At 43.7% G+C, this 18201-nt stretch carries 16 protein-coding genes; 3 read left to right on the plus strand and 13 right to left on the minus strand.

Features of this window, described 5'->3' with window-relative positions; all coding sequences use genetic code 11:
* Positions 1-324: 324 nt before the first annotated feature.
* The 4 genes from EWV60_RS12350 to rimO all read right to left on the minus strand — a co-directional run bounded on the left by EWV60_RS12350 (position 325) and on the right by rimO (position 5368).
* Positions 325-2001 carry a DUF7226 domain-containing protein gene (locus EWV60_RS12350; RefSeq protein ID WP_287232541.1) on the minus strand — a complete coding sequence of 559 codons (1677 nt, stop codon included), beginning with the start codon at positions 1999-2001 and terminating at the stop codon, positions 325-327.
* A complete protein-coding gene (locus EWV60_RS12355; RefSeq protein WP_287232542.1) occupies positions 1985-2350 on the minus strand; it encodes a hypothetical protein in 366 nt (121 codons plus the stop codon). Before EWV60_RS12355 ends, EWV60_RS12350 begins: the two co-directional genes overlap by 17 nt.
* Positions 2351-2573: 223 nt before the next feature.
* On the minus strand, positions 2574-4013 hold the full coding sequence (locus EWV60_RS12360) for a DEAD/DEAH box helicase (protein ID WP_287232543.1): 1440 nt from the start codon (positions 4011-4013) through the stop codon (positions 2574-2576).
* A 41-nt stretch (positions 4014-4054) separates the two neighbouring features.
* Positions 4055-5368 carry a 30S ribosomal protein S12 methylthiotransferase RimO gene (rimO, locus tag EWV60_RS12365; protein ID WP_287232553.1) on the minus strand — a complete coding sequence of 438 codons (1314 nt, stop codon included), beginning with the start codon at positions 5366-5368 and terminating at the stop codon, positions 4055-4057.
* Positions 5369-5840: 472 nt separating this feature from the next.
* On the opposite strand from rimO, the gene btpA reads away from it, so the two are divergent.
* The 3 genes from btpA to EWV60_RS12380 all read left to right on the plus strand — a co-directional run bounded on the left by btpA (position 5841) and on the right by EWV60_RS12380 (position 9210).
* Complete coding sequence (gene btpA / locus EWV60_RS12370; protein WP_002776905.1) at positions 5841-6692, plus strand: photosystem I biogenesis protein BtpA; 852 nt, start codon at positions 5841-5843, stop codon at positions 6690-6692.
* 177 nt (positions 6693-6869) lie between these two features.
* Positions 6870-7856, plus strand: a complete 987-nt coding sequence (locus EWV60_RS12375; protein ID WP_287232545.1) for a vitamin K epoxide reductase family protein — start codon at positions 6870-6872, stop codon at positions 7854-7856.
* A 115-nt stretch (positions 7857-7971) separates the two neighbouring features.
* On the plus strand, positions 7972-9210 hold the full coding sequence (locus tag EWV60_RS12380; RefSeq protein ID WP_287232547.1) for a DNA cytosine methyltransferase: 1239 nt from the start codon (positions 7972-7974) through the stop codon (positions 9208-9210).
* 195 nt (positions 9211-9405) lie between these two features.
* Here EWV60_RS12380 and EWV60_RS12385 read toward each other — a convergent pair whose 3' ends face one another.
* The 9 genes from EWV60_RS12385 to EWV60_RS12425 all read right to left on the minus strand — a co-directional run.
* Positions 9406-9819 carry a PIN domain-containing protein gene (locus EWV60_RS12385; protein ID WP_002776913.1) on the minus strand — a complete coding sequence of 138 codons (414 nt, stop codon included), beginning with the start codon at positions 9817-9819 and terminating at the stop codon, positions 9406-9408.
* A complete protein-coding gene (locus tag EWV60_RS12390; protein ID WP_130756442.1) occupies positions 9816-10037 on the minus strand; it encodes a hypothetical protein in 222 nt (73 codons plus the stop codon). The genes EWV60_RS12385 and EWV60_RS12390 overlap by 4 nt, the downstream gene beginning before the upstream one ends.
* 669 nt (positions 10038-10706) lie before the next feature.
* Positions 10707-11177, minus strand: coding sequence for a hypothetical protein (locus EWV60_RS12395; protein ID WP_287232550.1), 471 nt, complete (start codon positions 11175-11177; stop codon positions 10707-10709).
* A 43-nt stretch (positions 11178-11220) separates the two neighbouring features.
* Positions 11221-12834, minus strand: coding sequence for an ABC transporter substrate-binding protein (locus EWV60_RS12400; RefSeq protein WP_287232551.1), 1614 nt, complete (start codon positions 12832-12834; stop codon positions 11221-11223).
* Between the two features lie 194 nt (positions 12835-13028).
* Positions 13029-13949 (minus strand): FTR1 family iron permease, encoded by a 921-nt coding sequence (locus EWV60_RS12405; RefSeq protein WP_271936103.1) that lies wholly within the window; start codon positions 13947-13949, stop codon positions 13029-13031.
* A 34-nt stretch (positions 13950-13983) separates the two neighbouring features.
* Positions 13984-14418, minus strand: a complete 435-nt coding sequence (locus EWV60_RS12410) for a ferritin-like domain-containing protein (protein ID WP_002731529.1) — start codon at positions 14416-14418, stop codon at positions 13984-13986.
* Positions 14419-14647: 229 nt separating this feature from the next.
* Entirely contained in the window at positions 14648-15508 is an 861-nt protein-coding gene (locus EWV60_RS12415; protein WP_016516030.1) for a tetratricopeptide repeat protein, read from the minus strand.
* A 209-nt stretch (positions 15509-15717) separates the two neighbouring features.
* Positions 15718-17403 carry a dihydroxy-acid dehydratase gene (gene ilvD / locus EWV60_RS12420; protein WP_002775050.1) on the minus strand — a complete coding sequence of 562 codons (1686 nt, stop codon included), beginning with the start codon at positions 17401-17403 and terminating at the stop codon, positions 15718-15720.
* Positions 17404-18060: 657 nt separating this feature from the next.
* On the minus strand, positions 18061-18201 hold a 141-nt coding region (locus EWV60_RS12425; protein WP_172963193.1), incomplete at its 5' end, for an NADH-quinone oxidoreductase subunit K.

Consider the following 18201-nt stretch of genomic DNA (forward strand, 5'->3'; position numbering starts at 1 on the left):
AGAAATTTGGCTCTACCGAACCTGTCATGCAAAACTATCAACAACTTATGCTTGTAAAGCTTGTACAATAGGGCTTTGAGTTTTTGTTAGATTGATATTTATCAACTTTAGAGCATTGCTGGACAGAGAGGGAGCTTGGGGAATTTTCTACAGTGTAAGTTCGGAAGAACCAGAAATTTTAAAGATGATCTATTAAATGCCACCGTGACGGAACAGTATAAAAAAGTCAAAATTATATAGGGTTTGCTGAAAAAGTCAATTGGCTGATGATGGGGTGAGTTTCCTACACTCCACCGATTATGCCTGAAAGCTTGCATTTTTTGCTTATTCATTTTCGGTACCCAAGAAATACCTTAACCAAGATTGTAAAGTTTTAGCACGTCTTTCAACAGTACTTTCTGAAAGTGACGGACACACTTCTAGTAAAAATTCTCTTGCTCTTTCTGGTTTGATTTCGGAGAGATCATGAGCATTTTGCCACTTAAACCATGCCAAACCCACCTTTGAAGCAATAAATTGGTGAGCCAAGAATCTTTTTTTTGATTTTTCTGACAGACGATCAAGCATGAAACAAGCAGTAGTTGGCTGCACTCGTTCGTCAGCCAGATTAAGAATTTCTGCAGCCCTTCTATAGTAGGAAAACTGCCTTTCTGTAATATCATTTCTATCCAAAAACTGTTGTCGAACAGTTGGCAAAGAATGAGGATATTGAATTAACAGCGAAGATAAATCAACAACTCGTTCTAACCTATCAGCTTGTGGAATATCATGAGAAAGAACCCTGATAGATCGTGATTTTAACCCTGTTAAACTAGATATATATTCATGTTCTGTAGAAATTGTTTTAATGACATTAAATTCTGAAGAATTAATGGAGACAGCCATATCTACTCGCAAATCATCCTCTTTGATTTTTGTGACACAATCTTGCCAAATACTAACAACTTCTAAGTCATTTTCACTTTCATTATCAATTTTTCCTGAGGAAAGGTCAGAGATAGTTTTTGCCAGTAAATTTGCGTGATTAGGACTGAGATTGACATGAAGTATAATTGTCCAAGAACCAGGTATTGCCTGCGCTGGAGTAAAAGCGGGAAGTTTATTGATTCTCTCAAAAGTCAGATCGGCAATTTCTTGAAATAACCGCTCTAATTTATCAATTACACTAGCAACTACAGACCAAGATTTTCTATCTTTAGAATCATTGTCAATACGAACTGCAACTGACAATCCATCACTATCAAGAACTGTTCCAATAGTGGCAAGAGACGAAGTGACTAATTGGAGTAACTTGTCTTTTGTCTCTGCCAAATTCTTATCTTCTGTATTGCGCTGTAAACTTTGAGTATTATAAATTTTTTTAATTAATTCTTCACCAGCAGAAAAAACATTACTATCTGAATATTTGGCTGTACTGGCTTCTTCAAAAAATATATTAATTCCCTCTGACCATTCAGCTTTTAACTCTGAGTCATCTACTTGCTCTAATAGATTATTACTAAGAGATTGAAGTTCTTGAAGCTGCGTTTTGATATGAGGTGCTTTCGCATAAATTCTTCCCCAAGTGGCCAAAAAATCAAAAGTTTGTTCGGCAATTAAAGGGGTTCCGTCCGCAAGACTAACTTTTAAAAAAGCGTCGAGGGCAGGGGCAAGAAGCGCAAAAATTGGTAATTCCCAACTATTGACAGAAGCGGTAAGAACAAGTAGGCTGATTCTAGATGGACTATCAGGGGGAATACTATTGCGAGATAAAATTGACGCAATAAATAACCAAACAACCTCATTGTTAATCTCGCTGTCATTCTGTAGAAGCTTACGTCCCAATACCCCTAAGCCGATTTCTGAAGCTTTGATCGATCCCAGTGCCAACAGATCTGCAAACTCTCTAACATGACTATCCACCCTTCTCAGATTGCCGAAAGCTCTATCAATTTCTTCTCTAGCGTTATCACTATCGCCAGAGTCTAAAAATTGTTGTACTCTTCTAAGCATCGTTGTCATTCTGTTTGGGCGAAGGGATAAAGGTAAGACCACTGCGAATTTCAATATCTACACGGGCGTTTTTAGTTGTACGTTTATAATCCTGAAATGAGTGCGGTTGTGCCTCTGGAGTGACACCACCTTGCTCACTAGCATTTGTAACAAAGCGTTCAGCTTTTTTAAACGCTTGTTTCCGTTCCTCTCGTTGAAATTGATTGCATCGCCCTTTAATATTAGCAAGAAATGATAATCCTTCTTTAGCAGTAACAGGATTTTTTCTTGCCCAAGAACAACTGTATCCACCCTCTTGCTGGATATCGTCTCCTTGAGCTTGTACCCTCCCACGATAAGGTTCTGACGAACTCGACATATTAAATATTCAAATTTATTCATTTAAGACAATTATATGGTAATTATCAGTAAAAATGTCAAACAAAGCCCAAATACTTGATTAGAATCAATTATCAAAAGTTTAGCTATAAAATTATGTAGAATGCTTTCGACGATGTACTGGGAAATTACCTGACAAAAAAAAGTTGATAGAACCAAAACGGTCTATCAACTCTTAAAGTTATCCATTCAAGAACTAAAAATTAACGTTCTTGAAAGACGATTTTTTTGTCCAGGGAAGGACGGTTATTCGACTTAGAGGGGTACTTACTACCACCACTGCGGGGAGTTTTATTAATCACCGGTTTACTGCTCGTCGCTGCGGGAACTTCCCAATCGGTTTTCATCCACTGGGGACAATTTTGATCGTAGATCATTTGCAGGGCAGCCGCCGCGATCGCTTGGGGATCGTATTCTTCACTTAAATCCCGCACTAAAGGCAAGAAAGAAGCCATCCGTTCCCCCGATAAAGCCTCTTTTAGCTGATTTTGCAGCTTGGCCAGGCGTTTTGCTTCCACTTCGGTGCGACTAGGAATGGGACTAGATTCCAGACGTTGACGCAGACGCTGTTCAATCTGACGCAACAAACGCCGATCGATCGGTTCTACTAAGGATATAGCAGTTCCTGTTTTACCAGCGCGGCCGGTGCGGCCAATGCGGTGAATATAGGTTTCGGCATTATCCGGCAGATCATAGTTAATAACGTGGCTGAGATTTTCCACATCTAGACCGCGGGCTGCGATATCTGTGGCTACCACTAATTTAATTTTGCCCTCGCGGAAACGTTGCACCAGTCGTTCCCGTTGGACTTGGCTTAAGTTACCGTGGTATTCATCCACCGTTTGCCCCGCTTCTTGCAGTTTGCAGGTTAATTCGGCCGCGGTTTGCTTGGTGCGGACGAAAATAATCGCCGATTCTAGGGGTTCGATCTCTAACAGGGGTTGCAGGACTTTTAATTTCGTCCAACCGCGAGGGATCAGATAAATTTTCTGCTCAATCTTAGCAGGAGCGGCCTGGGGTTGAGAAACCGTCACAGAAACGGGAGATTTCAAGAAATTAGCGATTAAATCGCGGATTTCCCGGGGCATAGTTGCCGAGAAACAGGCGGTTTGACGGGTGGAGGGGGATGCTTGCAGAATTTTCTTAACATCATCGATAAAACCCATACTGAGCATTTCGTCCGCTTCATCGAGGACTACCCAGTTTAAGGATTCGAGATGGAGTTTTTTGCGATCGAGCAGATCGATTACCCGGCCGGGAGTCCCGACCACAATCTGGACACCTTTTTCCAGACTGCGGATCTGACGTTCCATGGATTGACCACCACAGACTGTCAGGATAAAGAGACGACGATCATCAGAGAAATCTTTGATGGCGCTGGCCACCTGTTGGGCTAATTCCCGGGTGGGGGTGAGGATTAAAGCTTGAACGTTAGGATTTTTGGTGTCCATGCGTTCCAGTAAAGGCAGGGAATAGGCGGCGGTTTTGCCGGTTCCCGTTTGTGACATTCCTACCATGTCATGCCCTTCTAGAAGGAGAGGGATGGCTTTGGTTTGAATTTCCGTGGGGGTGGTGAATCCAAGCGTTTCTAGGTGTTGAATACGGCTATCGGATAAACCTAAATTGTTGAAACCAGTGGTCATAGGGATTGTTTTGTGGGAATTAAATAAGAAAAATGGAAAAATTAGACTATTTCGCCGTAGAGATCGTAGGTATCGGCCGCAGTGATTCGGACCTGTACGATCGCACCTAGAATCGCCTCCCCTGTCACATAAACCAAGCCATCTACTTCTGGGGAAAAACGAGCGGAACGCCCGATTAATTCGCCTGTTTCTGGGTTTTCCTGTTCGATGAGAACATCGACAGTTTGACCGATATAAGCTTGATTTTTGCGATCCGAGATTGGTTGCTGAGTTAACATCAACCTTTCGCGGCGTTCGTCCATAATTGCCTGTGGCACTGGATTGGGCAGGCCAAAAGCGGCTGTACCTTCTTCGGTGGAGAAGGTAAACACCCCGACGTGATCGAACTCATGACGCTTGACAAATTCCAGCAGATGGCTGAAATGTTCCTCGGTTTCTCCGGGGAAACCGACGATAAAAGTCGTTCGTAAAACCGCGTTCGGGATAGCTTGCTTGATCCGCTCGATAATGCCATCGTTGACTCGTCCTTGCCAGGGACGGTTCATCGCCCGCAGGATGTCGGGATGGGAATGTTGTAGCGGCAAGTCTAGATAGGGTAAAACATTCGGGCTCTCTCGGATCGCTTCGATAACCTTTGGCGTTAACCCGGTCGGGTAAGCGTAGTGAACGCGAATCCAAGGTATATCGACTTCTGCCAGCGCTCGCAAGAGTTCCGCTAATTTGGGTTCGCCATATAAGTCTAACCCATAATTGGTTGTTATTTGCGAAATGAGAATTAATTCTTGCACCCCTTGGCTGGCCAATTGTCGCGCTTCGGCCACAATGGACTCGATCGAACGGGATCTTTGATCGCCGCGCAGGTGGGGAATAATACAGAAAGCACAGCGATAATCGCAGCCTTCGGCCACCCGCAGATAGGCGACTCCTTCGGTAGTGGTGCGATAACGGGGCAGATTTTCATCGGCGATAAAAGTGGGATCGGCGCTGACTTCTTTGACTCGTTCTCCCGTCTCTACCCGTTCGACGATCTCGACAATTTTCTGATAATCCCCTGTGCCGACAATGGCCACGGCTTCCGGCAATTCCGTCAGGAGTTCATCTTGGAAATGTTGGGCCATACAGCCGGAGATAATAATTTTTTTATTAGCTTCCGCCAGTTCCACGAGGGTGCGAACGGATTCTTCTCTAGCTGCTTGAATGAAACTACAGGTATTAACGATAACGTAATCGGCCAACTCCTCGTCATTATCTACGGGATAGCCGGCCTTGGCCAGCAGTCCTAACATATGCTCGGAGTCGATCCGGTTTTTCTCACAGCCTAGGTGTGAGATAGCGATGGTTGGCTTATTGCCCATGCGATCGAGTATCAACCAAATCTTAAACTTCTCTTTTAATGTTAAGACATTGTGAACTACTCTCAACGGATTTGAGAGCTTCCTGCTTCAATGGGATGCGCTTTCTACCTCAAAAGATAGCAAGTCTTACCTTCCCTCTACAGGCAGCAGTCCTAGTTCCTAAGACCCACACTTTTTCTTGCAACACGACCCGCCGAAGCTCGGTTATCGCTTAAGGAATAGTGGTCAAGACCCGTTTATGATAACATAGTTTTTTGGAATTGTCTATACACAAAGTCAGCATTGATGAGGGGAACTGTGGGGCGAATTACTTCGCCCCTTGAAAAGCCCCGTCCCATCGCGCTTAGTGCGATGGGACGAATGCTGGCACTAAGTTAAAATAATTTCCCCCCCGTGGAACCGTGGGTAGGCCTTCACCCTGTTAAAATGGGTGAGCGGCGCATGGTTGGGGACGCTAAGAGTAGTAGACGCTGTGAACTTAATTGCAACTTTCAAGACAAAAAACCCGATTATTGGCGTGGTTCATCTCGCCCCCCTGCCCACTTCCCCCCGTTGGGGTGGCAGTCTCAAGACGGTGATCGAGCGGGCTGAACAGGAGGCGACGGCTTTGGCTGCCGGTGGTGTTGATGGTTTGATTATCGAGAATTTTTTTGATGCCCCCTTTACTAAGCAACAGGTGGATCCCGCCGTGGTTAGTGCCATGACTTTAATTGTTGATCGCATTAAAAATCTGGTGGTCCTACCGATTGGTCTTAATGTTCTCCGCAATGATGCCCATAGTGCCTTAGCGATCGCTACCTGTGTCAATGCCCAATTTATTCGGGTTAATGTGCTAACGGGGGTTATGGCCACCGATCAGGGCATTATTGAGGGTCAGGCCCACGAACTCCTGCGTTATCGGCGCGAATTGGGGTCTGAGGTCAAAATTTTAGCGGATGTTTTGGTTAAACACGCCCGCCCCTTGGGAACCCCTAATCTGACCACGGCAGTGCAAGATACGATCGAACGGGGACTGGCAGACGGGGTGATCCTCTCCGGTTGGTCCACCGGTAGCCCCCCTAGTTTTGAGGATTTGGAACTGGCAGTGGCGGCGGCCAAGGGAACACCGGTTTTTATCGGCAGCGGGGCTGATTTGGACAATATCGGGCGGTTACTGCCGGCTGCTGATGGGGTGATCGTGGCTAGTTCCCTCAAGCGTCATGGCAAAATTACTGAACCGGTGGATCCGATCCGGGTGTCGCAATTTGTGGAAACGGCCCGGCAGATCAACGATCAAAAGGCAAAAATTAATAATTCTCTGCCTTCTTTGCCTCTGTCCACATAACCCCTTGCTAGAATGGCGGATAGTTTCAGGGGATAGCTATCCTAAGTTTTTAGGAATTGAAAACGTCCTAATTAACACAATATGGTTAGGGAATTTTTCCTTTCAACAAAGTACATTTAGATTTCTCTCCTGACTCCTGACTCCTGAATTCTGCTGTAATTTAATCTAAATAATATTATGCGTCGTCGTTCTGTACCTTGGATTCATCGCTACTCTCGGCCTCTAATTGGGGGCGTTTCGATCGTGGGAGCGATTCTAACTGGCTATTTAACCATTACCAAACTGATGGGAGGGGCCGCGGCCTGTACCGCCGGGGCTAGTGATGGGGCTGGTTGTACTGGTGTGCTTAATAGTCCCTACGCTACGGTTTTCGGGCTGCCCTTGAGTTTGTTCGGTTTTTTGGCCTATATTGCCATGGCGGTTTTTGCCCTCAGTCCTCTATTTATTAATGGGGAAACTCAGAAAAATCTCCGCAAAAGTTTAGAAAATAATACTTGGTTATTGCTGTTAGCGGGGGCGACGGCGATGGCGGTATTTAGTGGTTATTTAATGTATATTCTAGCCACGGACTTAAAGGAATTGTGTCCCTACTGCATTACTTCGGCTTTGTTCGCTTTAACCTTATTAATTCTCACAATTATCGGTCGCGAATGGGAAGGTTTAGGACAAATTATACTGCCGATGGTTGTGGTGGCGATGATTACTTTGGTGGGAACTTTAGCGGTTTATACGGGAGTAAATTCCCCGACGGTGGCAGGAGGAAAAGAAGAAATTACCCGGCCAATGACAGAGGCTAAACCTCCCTACGGTTGGGAAGTAACCACGGTTTCGGGAAAGGCAGAAATCGCCCTGGCTAAACATTTAAAAGCAATTGGTGCGAAGGAATACGGGGCTTTTTGGTGTCCCCACTGTTACGATCAAAAACAGTTGTTTGGTAAGGAAGCGGGAGAAATCCTCAAAAAAGAAGGGGTTTATATCGAATGCGATCCCCAAGGGGTTAATGGTAATCCCCAAGCTTGTCGCGATGCCGGAATTAAAGGTTTCCCCACTTGGATTATTAAGGGTCAAGAATATTCGGGAACCCAAAGATTAGAGAAATTAGCGGAGGTTTCTGGTTATACTGGCCCGATGAATTTTAAATATACAGTTCCGGGACGCAATTAGGAAATAGTTAAAAGTTATACTGGAGGCTGAACCTTGTTCAGCCTTTATTGTTGTTTATCAAGTTTAGCTAATGTGATTTATAATCAAGATGTAGATAGGTTGCTAATTATTGGTTATGACTCAGGTAAATCTACAAAAAGCCGCTAATATTCTCGGTGTAACTACCGCAGAAATACTAACATGGCAAAAGAAAAAATTAATCAAAGGTCAGAAAATCAATCAAGTTGATTGGTTATTTGATCTCGAGCAATTAACCAATCTTAAAAATAACCAATCCCCCGGAGAATTGAAAATCTTACAAACTGTTGAGCCAACTAATTACACAGTTATTGAATTATTTGCTGGTTGTGGTGGTATGGCTTTAGGTTTAGAAAATGCGGGAATAAAAACACAATTACTGGTGGACATTAATCAAGATTGTGTTAATACTTTAAGACTCAATCGACCGCAATGGAATGTTATAAATCAAGACATAAAAAATATTGAATTTTCTGATTTTAGAGACAAAATAGATGTTATAGCTGGAGGGTTTCCCTGCCAACCTTTTAGTTATGCTGGGTTAGGAAAAGGATTAGAAGATTTGAGAGGAAGCCTATTTTTTGAGTTTGCTCGTTGTTTACAGGAAGTGCAACCTAAAATCGCTATAGCCGAAAATGTTCGAGGATTATTAAGCAATAAAAAAGGAGAAACTCTGCAATTAATGCTGCAAGCTTTACAGGAAATCGGTTATTATGCTGCTTATCAAGTTTTATCAGCCCAATTTCTCGATGTTCCCCAAAAAAGAGAAAGATTAATTATTATTGCCACCCGTCAAGACCTAAATATTAAACCGATTTTTCCCCAATATAAAAACTATACTATTTCTCTGAAAAAAGCTCTAGAGAATTGTCCAAGTTCTCCAGGAGTAGAATATAAAGAAAGAAAAAAAGAGATTATGTCCTTAGTTCCCGCAGGAGGCAATTGGCGGAATTTGCCGATGGATATTCAAAAAGAATATATGAAAAATAGTCTCAAAAATCACGGCGGACGGACAGGATATGCTAAAAGATTATCTTGGGATGAACCGGCTTTAACTATTACCTGTAGTCCGGCACAAACCCAAACAGAAAGATGTCATCCCCAAGAAACTCGTCCTTTGACTGTGAGAGAATATGCACGAGTGCAGTCCTTTCCCGATGATTGGCAATTTACCGGTAATTTAACCTCTCAATATCGACAGATTGGTAATGCGGTTCCCGTGAATATGGCCTATCATCTTGGTGGCTGTTTAATTAATATGTTGCAGGGGGATTATCTGGGGGAAACACAGCCAAAAACTGAACAGTTAAGCATTCCGGGGTTAGAAGTTAATTAATTTTGACTAAAAGTAAATAGCGCTTGCTGAATAAATGTGAAATGTAGGCAAGGTAAGGGTTTTAGGGATCGTCGCCCATACTTTTTCAGCAAACCCTAACTATTGATAACTACTGACACGCAAAAACTATTGATTTAGGATAACAAATACAATTATAATACTTTTGAATCACCGATAACTGTTTCAGTTTTATTGTTAGATGGTATAGGGAATCTCAATAAATGGATGTTGATTGAGATCAAAATCTTGGGTATTACGAGTGACTAATTTGAGATTATAGTAAAGGGCGATCGCTGCTTGAATGGCATCGGGCAATTTCCATTGAATAACCTTTTTGTTAGGCTGTTTGGTTGCCTTTTTTTTGATTTGTTCACGACGGATTTGAATGACTAAATCAGTGATGTTGACATCTAAATCTATCAGGGGAAAATGGCTTAATAACTCTCCTGCTTTTTCAAAGGAATTATCATCATTAAAACCAATGAGAACTTCGGCTTTAGTAATGACAGAAATATAACTTTCATCTCGGTGAGCTTTTAGATAAACTGTAGCTTGGGTAATACCATTAAAATGGTCGATTAAAATACAGGAGTCTATTAATCGTTTCATATCCACTCCTCCCGAATTTTTTGCTGATATTCTAAGCCATCTCCTTTAGTCCAGATTGCCTGGGTTTTATCTAATAAAGCTTCAAAATCGGCTTCTGTCTTTTCATCCTCAACTACTTGAATGTTAATGGCTAACTTTGTTCCTGCTTTAAAGGGTAAGTTAGAGAGGATAATCTTCTGAGAATTATCGATGGTTAAATAGGTTTGATAACTATTCATAATTATTGACAAGCAAAAACTATTGATTTAGGATAACAAAGACAATTATAATACTTTTGAATCACCGATAACCGTTGCAGTTTCATTGTTCTTAATAAAACTTAATATACTTCAATTTTCTCAAAAAAATCGACTGGCCTTTACAGGACTCGGATTAATGGGACTTCGCAAGAAACGTTAATCCAATAGTTAGGGTTTGCTGAAAGAAGCTAGATAGGGTTTGCTGAAAAAGTACGGGCGAAGCATTCGGGCAATAACCTATCGGTGAAACCGTAGATTTTTTATCCGAATGCTTCGCCCCTACAGGACGCAGGCCGATGAAGACGCAAGGTTTTGAAGCACGATTCTCTCAAAATCTTGCACCTGTTTCGCGAGAAAAGCCACAAAACCCTTACCTTGCCTACATTTCACCTTTATTCAGCAAGCCCTAGATACAATTGAGTAACGCACAGAAAACGGGTTTCTCCGAGAAACCCGTTTTCTACTCATGCACTCATGCAAAAAAGGGAATGAATAATCAGTCTTTAATAACCAGATTTAGTATAACTACTTCTTGCATGAGTTCCTATCCTAACCAAGAAATTGATTTTGTCCGATTTTACTGTCCGGGATCTGTAGGGTTGATTCATGAATCAACCCTACCCCACCAGAAATTGATTTTGTCCGATTTTACTGTCCGGGGGGAATAACTTCTAATGGAATACTTTCAGTTTCTCCATCTTTAGATGGATTGACATCCGGACTTTTTTCTGCATCTGGAGTTTTTTCCACCGCTTTGGTTTCTGGGGTGGGGGGATTTTCGGGGGTTGCTTCTGGACTGGGGTTATTTTCTGGGATGGGAGTGAATTCTACTGGGGTTTCGCTTTCAGGAGACGGGGAAACTTCGGGGGAAGCTTCGCTATTGCGGGTAGTTTCTGCGGGAGTTTTTTCTATCCGGGGAGATTCTGGGGTAGTTGCGGGGGTAGTTGCGGGGGGAGATTCCCGGGTAGTTGTGGGGGTGTCTTCGCTGGTTTTTTCTTCTTCCTGGGGACAAGCTGCCGATTCTAAACCGAGATGACATCGGACTTCCTCCCGTCCCAAAGATACGGCAATTCCCGACACCGACATTAATAAAGCTAGGATGGGTAAGATATTATTCATAAAATTAGACTTGATTCTACTCCTCGACATCACATTATCTATTTTAGATAGGATCGAACTGATATTGAGAACCCTTTGGCCCCTCATTGCCGCGATTAGCGCGTACTAGGGGAACTTGGTTAAAAATATTAAAATCCGTGGTGTTTCCCTGCAAGGTGATTCCTCGATTTAAAGTTTCGACTACAGTAGCACGGTCAGAACTTTTAGCGATCGCTTCTCCTAATACTTTCATGGTATCGTAGGCGGTAGCAGTACGCCAACTGACGCGACCGCGCCAACTTTTCAGCGCATCTTTGGCAAAAGGATCCGTTGCTTGGAAACTCCAAGGTACTGCTAAAACTAATCCGTCGATGCTATCCGCTCCTTGAATGAGTATATCGGGTGTATAAAGTTCATTTCCGCCTAATAAGAGCATTCCAGACGACTCTTGGGCAATAGCCACGGCTTGATCAATGCGATCGCCATCTTTACTGAGGGCCAAAAATACCACCTTAGCGCCGGCTTGTTTTGCCTGATCTATGGCGGTTTTAGCGTTAAAATTGGCTTTGGTGGTGTCTATTTCCTTAACTATCTTGCCTCCCGGTTGCTTTATTGCTTTAGCAAAGGAATCCCTTAATTTTTGACTATAGGGACTATCGGAATTATAAAAAAGAACCACTGACGGAGAATTCTCTTGCTGACTAGCATAATTAGCCAAAGTTTTGGCCACTGCTTCCAGATAACTACCGAAAACTTCCTGAGATTTATCGTCAAGGGGAATAGTTTTCAGGGTTGATTTTCCCGTTTGACTAACACGGGTAGTCAGGGGAGAAAGAATCGCTAATCCTTCTTTTTCGTAACTTTCAATCGCTTTTTGACTAAAAGGATCGATTCCGTGGCCCATAACTGCCAAAACTTGACCGGATTGAATCAGATCATCGGCTATCGCTTTTGATTGTAACCCACCGCCATCATTAGCGATGACTATTTCCAAAGGATTACCCGGATTAGAATTATTAAACTCCTCTTGATACCTGGCCACACCTCGGAGAATTTCCTTGGCGCTGTTGGGGTCGTTAGCGATGGGGACAACAACGGCTATAGTCTTTTGATTACCTTTTTGTCTAGCTTTGGCGTTATTGTAATAGATTTTGCCTTCTGGATCGTTTGCTTGGGGAGTGGCTGCTAGTTGATAAGCTGCGATCGCATTTGCCCAATCTTCCTTTTTAAAGGCCGCTGCGCCTTTTTCTTTGTTAGGAGTGGAATTAAGCAGTATTTTCTCACCTTGGCTAAATAAATCGGGATTTTTAGCCGTATTACTCACAAAAGTTGCCTTGGGTTGCCTATCTGGGGTTTCTTCTTGGACGACTGGGGAAGTATCGGGTTTGGGAATCACCATTTGCAATAGACTCCAACCCCCTAAACCTGCGGTTAAAGCGGTAATTATCAAAGCGAAGGGAAGTAACCAGTTAGATTTTTGGCCGACTCTAGTTGTCCCCCCTGGGGAGACCACAACCGTGGTTTTAACCGTCGTTGTTACGGGATCCATCGCTTCCCTAGGCAGGCCACAGATAGGACAATCAGGAGTAGTATTTTCGCAGGGTTCATGACCTCCCGCAGTCGCTTGCGGATAAGTTTTACCATCTTTAGGGATACCGTCACATTGCCAAGTAGTCATAATCAGTTATCAGTTATCAGTTATCAGTTATCAGTGGGTAAGTTATCAGTGGGTAAGTTATCAGATTTGAGTTTTAAGTGAGCAGTATGTGTTAAGTGAGCAGTATTAAATAGCAGTTTCTTGCCATCTTTTCACTGTTTACTGATTACTGATTACTGTTTACTGGTCACTGTTTACTGTTTACTGTTTACTGATCACTGTTTACTGGTCACTGTTTGAGGACGTTGTCGTAAGCTTTGGAAATAGAGGCCACCGATAAGCAGTAAAAAGAGGATATAAGCAACAATTTGACTGATATAGAGGTTTTGACGATAACCAAACAGGGATTTGAGGAGGAGTCCGGGGAAAGTGCGATCGCTCAAAATTTGGGAACCGTCCCAAACTTGAAAACCGAGAAGACAGGAGGAGGGGAGAGAAGGACAGAAATTGCGATAAAAAGGGTCAATTTCACTTAAAAGACTGATTCCTGCGTCGATATGTTTCAAAACACCGATGAGTAATCCCGCAACGATTAAGAGGAGGAAAGTCCCCATAATTTGGAAAAAGAGACGGATATTAATTTTTACTCCCCCCGCAAATAGGAGAGTTCCCAACAAGGTTGCGACGCTTAACCCCGCTATCGCACCGAAGGTTTGTATCTGCCAATCTTTTTGGAATTGGGCCAGGATAAAGAGGACAGTTTCAAATCCCTCCCGCAAGACAGCGATAAAAACGAGCAGAAAAATCGCTTTTCCTGCCCCATTTTCCGCTTTTAAACCCGCTTTTACCGCACTTTCTACCTCAGATTTCAAAGATTTGGCCTGTTGAGTCATCCAAATTAACATCCAACTCAACATCAAAACGGCAATCAGTCCAAAAGTGGCGGCCAATAATTCCTTGATCATTGGTACATAAGGACTAGGAGAGGCATCCACTTGCAAAAGGATTCCCCCTAGCAAAATACCGACCAAAACACTAGCGACCACTCCCGCACCAATACCACGATACACCCATGAGTTAAGTTGCGATCGACCCGATTTTTGTAAACAAGCGAGGACAATTCCCACCACTAAAGCGGCCTCGAAACCTTCCCGGAGAGTGATAATAAAAGTGGGTAAAGCGGAACTAAGATTCATAAGCTAGTGGATAAACTCTAGCTTTGATCCTAGCTTAAGCAAAATCCCGCAGCATCTTGCGAATTTCCAGATTGTGTAATTCTTCTTGTCCAATCATACCGCGAGCGAATTCTTCTAGGTAAATACTGGCATCTTCGACGGTTTCTAGGAGTGCTTTGTACAAATCAAGGGATTTTTTCTCATGATTGAGGCTCTCACTCAAGATTGCTTTGATATTGTGTTCATAGCTCTCCTCGATGGGGGCAATTTTTAAGCTAGGATGACCTTCTAAACCGGTGAGAATTTCCCCGACTTGTTGCGCGTGGGTGAGGGATTCCGTGGCCTGAGTCTGGAAAAATTGGACGATGGGGATGCGATGGGGACCTGTCACCATCAGGGAATAGTGGGTGTAACGGACAACTCCCGCTAGTTCAAATTCCATGATTTCGTTCAGTTGTTCGATGGTTTTGTCTCTGTCTAGTTCTCGCATAAGATTCTCAATAATTTGTCTCTAATTGCAATTGTAGCTAATCCAAACCGGCTAAATGAATCTAAAAACCTTGTTGGCTAATATTTTTAGGCTTTTTTGCCATCAAAAAAGTGCCAGCCATTTGAGCAATCCGGGGGAAGTTTTAGGCACTTTTTCCCTGAAAATGCCTAAAATCCCACACACCCCACGACAAACCCTTTCAGCAAACCCTAGGTGCTGCAAAAAGACTTTAGCTGGGGGAATAGCAACTCAAGAGGTCATTAAAGGTTTCATTTTGCCTTAAACCATCGAAAACAAAGTTATTACGCACTAATTCGCCACATATATCCGGTTCTATGTCTAGAGCTTCGCGTAAACAGTTGATCGCTTTTTCTTGTTGACCGAGGGCGGCATAACAGCAGGCGGCATTATACCACGCATAGCGATCATCTTGATCGATTTTTAACGATTCTTCATAACAGGCGATCGCTTCTGGCAGGCGCTGTAATGCTTGTAAGATCACACCCTGTTGATACCAGGACCAGTAATCTTGCGGTCGGATATCGAGGGCGGTACGATAATTAAATAAAGCCTCTTGGGGATTGCCCCAATCCCGGAAAGCGTCGCCGCGACGATACCAGGCCCAATAATCCCGGGGTCGCGCCCCCAAGGCCAGATCATAGAAAGTGATAGCGCGTTCGTAGTTTTTGAGCAATCGATAGGCCTCCCCTTGCCGGTAGGCTGCCCAATAGTCCCCCGGACTATGACTTAGGGCCCGTTGAAAACAAGCGGTCGCTTTTTCGTAGTCCTTTAATTCCTGTAGATAAACACAACCTTGATCATACCAAGCCCAATAGTTATCGGCCTTTACCTGTGCGGCGTTAGCGTAACTTTCAGCCGCTTCTTCATACATTCCCAAGTCTTCTAGTATCATACCCTTTTTGTACCATGCCCAATAATCATCTGGATAATATTCTAAGGCTTTTTCGTAGCTGATTAAGGCTCCCAAATAGTCCATTCTTTCTCTTAAAATATTGCCTTGGTCATACCAGTCCCGATAGGTATCTGGACGGCATTCGAGCGCTCGATAGACAGTAAGTAGATAGGTCATAGTCATTAATCTATAGTAATTAGGTTCGTCAGTCTTATCAGTTATCAGTTATCAGTTATCAGTGGGAGTGTTGGGTGAGCAGTGGGTGCTTTTTCCCTGAAAATTAGGTAGTTGACCACCTGAAAATCGATAAAACCCCACACCCTACACCCCACACCCCACACCCTGCCCCCAGGAAAAGCTTTTTGCCGCAAACCCTAGTTATACTTTTAGAACAGATTCAGATCTGTTAAAGCGCCGAGACTGCTAGAGGAGACTAACTTGGCGAATTTGCCGAGAATTCCCGTTTTATAGCGTGGGGGGCGCGGTTGCCAATGGTTACGACGACGGGTTAATTCTTCCTCCGATACATTTAACTGCAAGAGACGCTGACGAGCATCAATAGTGATTTGATCCCCCTCCTCGACTAGGGCAATTGTACCACCCACCGCCGCTTCCGGAGCGACGTGACCGACCACCATGCCATAGGTTCCCCCGGAAAAACGACCATCGGTAATTAATCCCACGGAATCCCCTAAACCGGCGCCGATAATTGCCGAAGTGGGGGCTAACATTTCCCGCATACCCGGTCCGCCTACTGGTCCCTCGTAACGGACAACCACCACATCCCCGGCTTGAATTTTTCCAGCTAAAATTGCCTCTAAACAGGTTTCTTCCGACTCAAACACCCGCGCGGGCCCGGTGATGACTGGAGTTTTCACGCCGCTAATTTTGGCCACGGCCCCCTCTGTGGCCAGATTTCCTTTTAAAATGGCTAAATGACCCTCTTTATAGACAGGATTGCTAAAAGGACGGATAACATCTTGGCCTGGGGGCGGTTGGTCGGGAATATCGGCTAAAATCTCGGCGATAGTCTGACCGCTAATGGTGAGAGCATCCCCGTGTAGTAAACCATTAACCAGGAGAATTTTCATCACTTGGGGAATACCGCCGGCTTTATGCAGATCCACGGTAACGTAACGCCCGGAGGGTTTAAGATCGCAGATAACCGGTACACGCTGGCGGATGGTTTCAAAATCATCGATCGATAATTCTACCCCGATGGTGCGGGAAATGGCTAAAAGGTGCAGGACAGCGTTAGTGGAACCTCCCACCGCCATAATTACCGAAATGGCGTTTTCAAAGGCTTTACGGGTCAAAATTTGGCTAGGGAGAATCTGTTTTCTAACCGCCTCGACCAAAACCTTGGCCGATTCTTCGGTACTATCGGCTTTTTCCTCATCTTCGGCGGCCATGGTCGAGGAGTAGGGTAAACTCATCCCCATGGCTTCAAAAATGGAAGACATGGTATTAGCAGTAAACATTCCACCACAGGAACCGGCGCCGGGGCAAGCGTTGCGTTCGATCCCGATGAGGTCTTCTTCACTGATTTTACCGGCGCTGTACTGTCCCACGGCTTCAAAGGAACTGACTACGGTTAAATCGCAATCTTTGTAGCGCCCCGGTTTAATCGTGCCACCATAGACGAAAATAGCGGGAATATTCATCCGGGCCATGGCAATCATTGCCCCCGGCATATTTTTGTCACAACCCCCAATAGCGAGGACTCCATCGAGACTTTGACCATTACAGACGGTTTCAATGGAATCGGCGATTACCTCCCTAGAAACGAGAGAATATTTCATCCCTTCTGTTCCCATGGAAATCCCGTCACTAATGGTGATAGTCCCGAAAAGTTGCGGCATTCCCCCCGCTAATCTGGTGGCTGCTTCGGCACGCATTGCTAAATCATTAATTCCCATGTTACAGGGGGTAATGGTGCTAAATCCGTTAGCGATGCCGATGATTGGTTTGCTAAAGTCCTCATCCCCAAAACCTACCGCTCTTAACATAGCCCGATTAGGACTGCGTTGGGTACCTTGGGTAACAATGCGACTTCTGTAGTTATCTGCCATAACTTTATCTTTCTCCAATGGCGGCTGACAGGTGCGATCGCTACTCAAGTTCTCTAATCGCACCTTTATTTCTATTTTCTGACTTTTGGCCGCTCTGAGCAGGTTTTAGGACAGCCCATCTCTAAAGAAAATATAAAACTGCGGGATGATTCAGGGGACAGGAGGTAGCAGCGGGAGTGTATCATCGATTTGAAAAAAGCTGGAAATCCTGTTTAAAAGGTATAGAAAATGGCGTTGCTGAATCAAGATATGAATACTAATTGTACATCCTATCCACAAGTTAGCTTAGTCCTAGGTTTGGAACACTACCTAAAGGACAATTGATACCAAATCCGACTTATAAAACCCAGTTATGAATTAGGTATCTTGAAGCCAACTATGATAGGATAGGATGGCTTTTTAATTTTTCTCCTTATTTGTTGGTATTCAAATAGAAGTGATCAAAAGATTTACAACTTAGTAAATTTACGAAGAGGAAATACACACTATAACATCTCTTCTTATCATAATTTAATCCTGTTAATCGGATCTAGTTTTAATCCCTTAAATCTTTACAAACTCTTGAAATTTCAAACATTTAACACCGTACAAACAGGGAAAATTGGCCAAAAAAAACTCTCCCCAAAAAAGGGAGAGAGGGGGTAAATATTTAAAAGCTTACCATTTGAGCAGATTAAACTGTTCCATATCGATCGTGTCGCGGTTACGATAGATAGTCAGGATAATCGCTAAACCCACGGCTGCCTCGGCTGCCGCTACGGTAATCACGAAAATAGTAAAAATTTGGCCTCGAATATT

The organism is Microcystis sp. Msp_OC_L_20101000_S702 (assembly GCF_007095705.1).
GTDB classification, from domain to species: domain Bacteria; phylum Cyanobacteriota; class Cyanobacteriia; order Cyanobacteriales; family Microcystaceae; genus Microcystis; species Microcystis ichthyoblabe_A.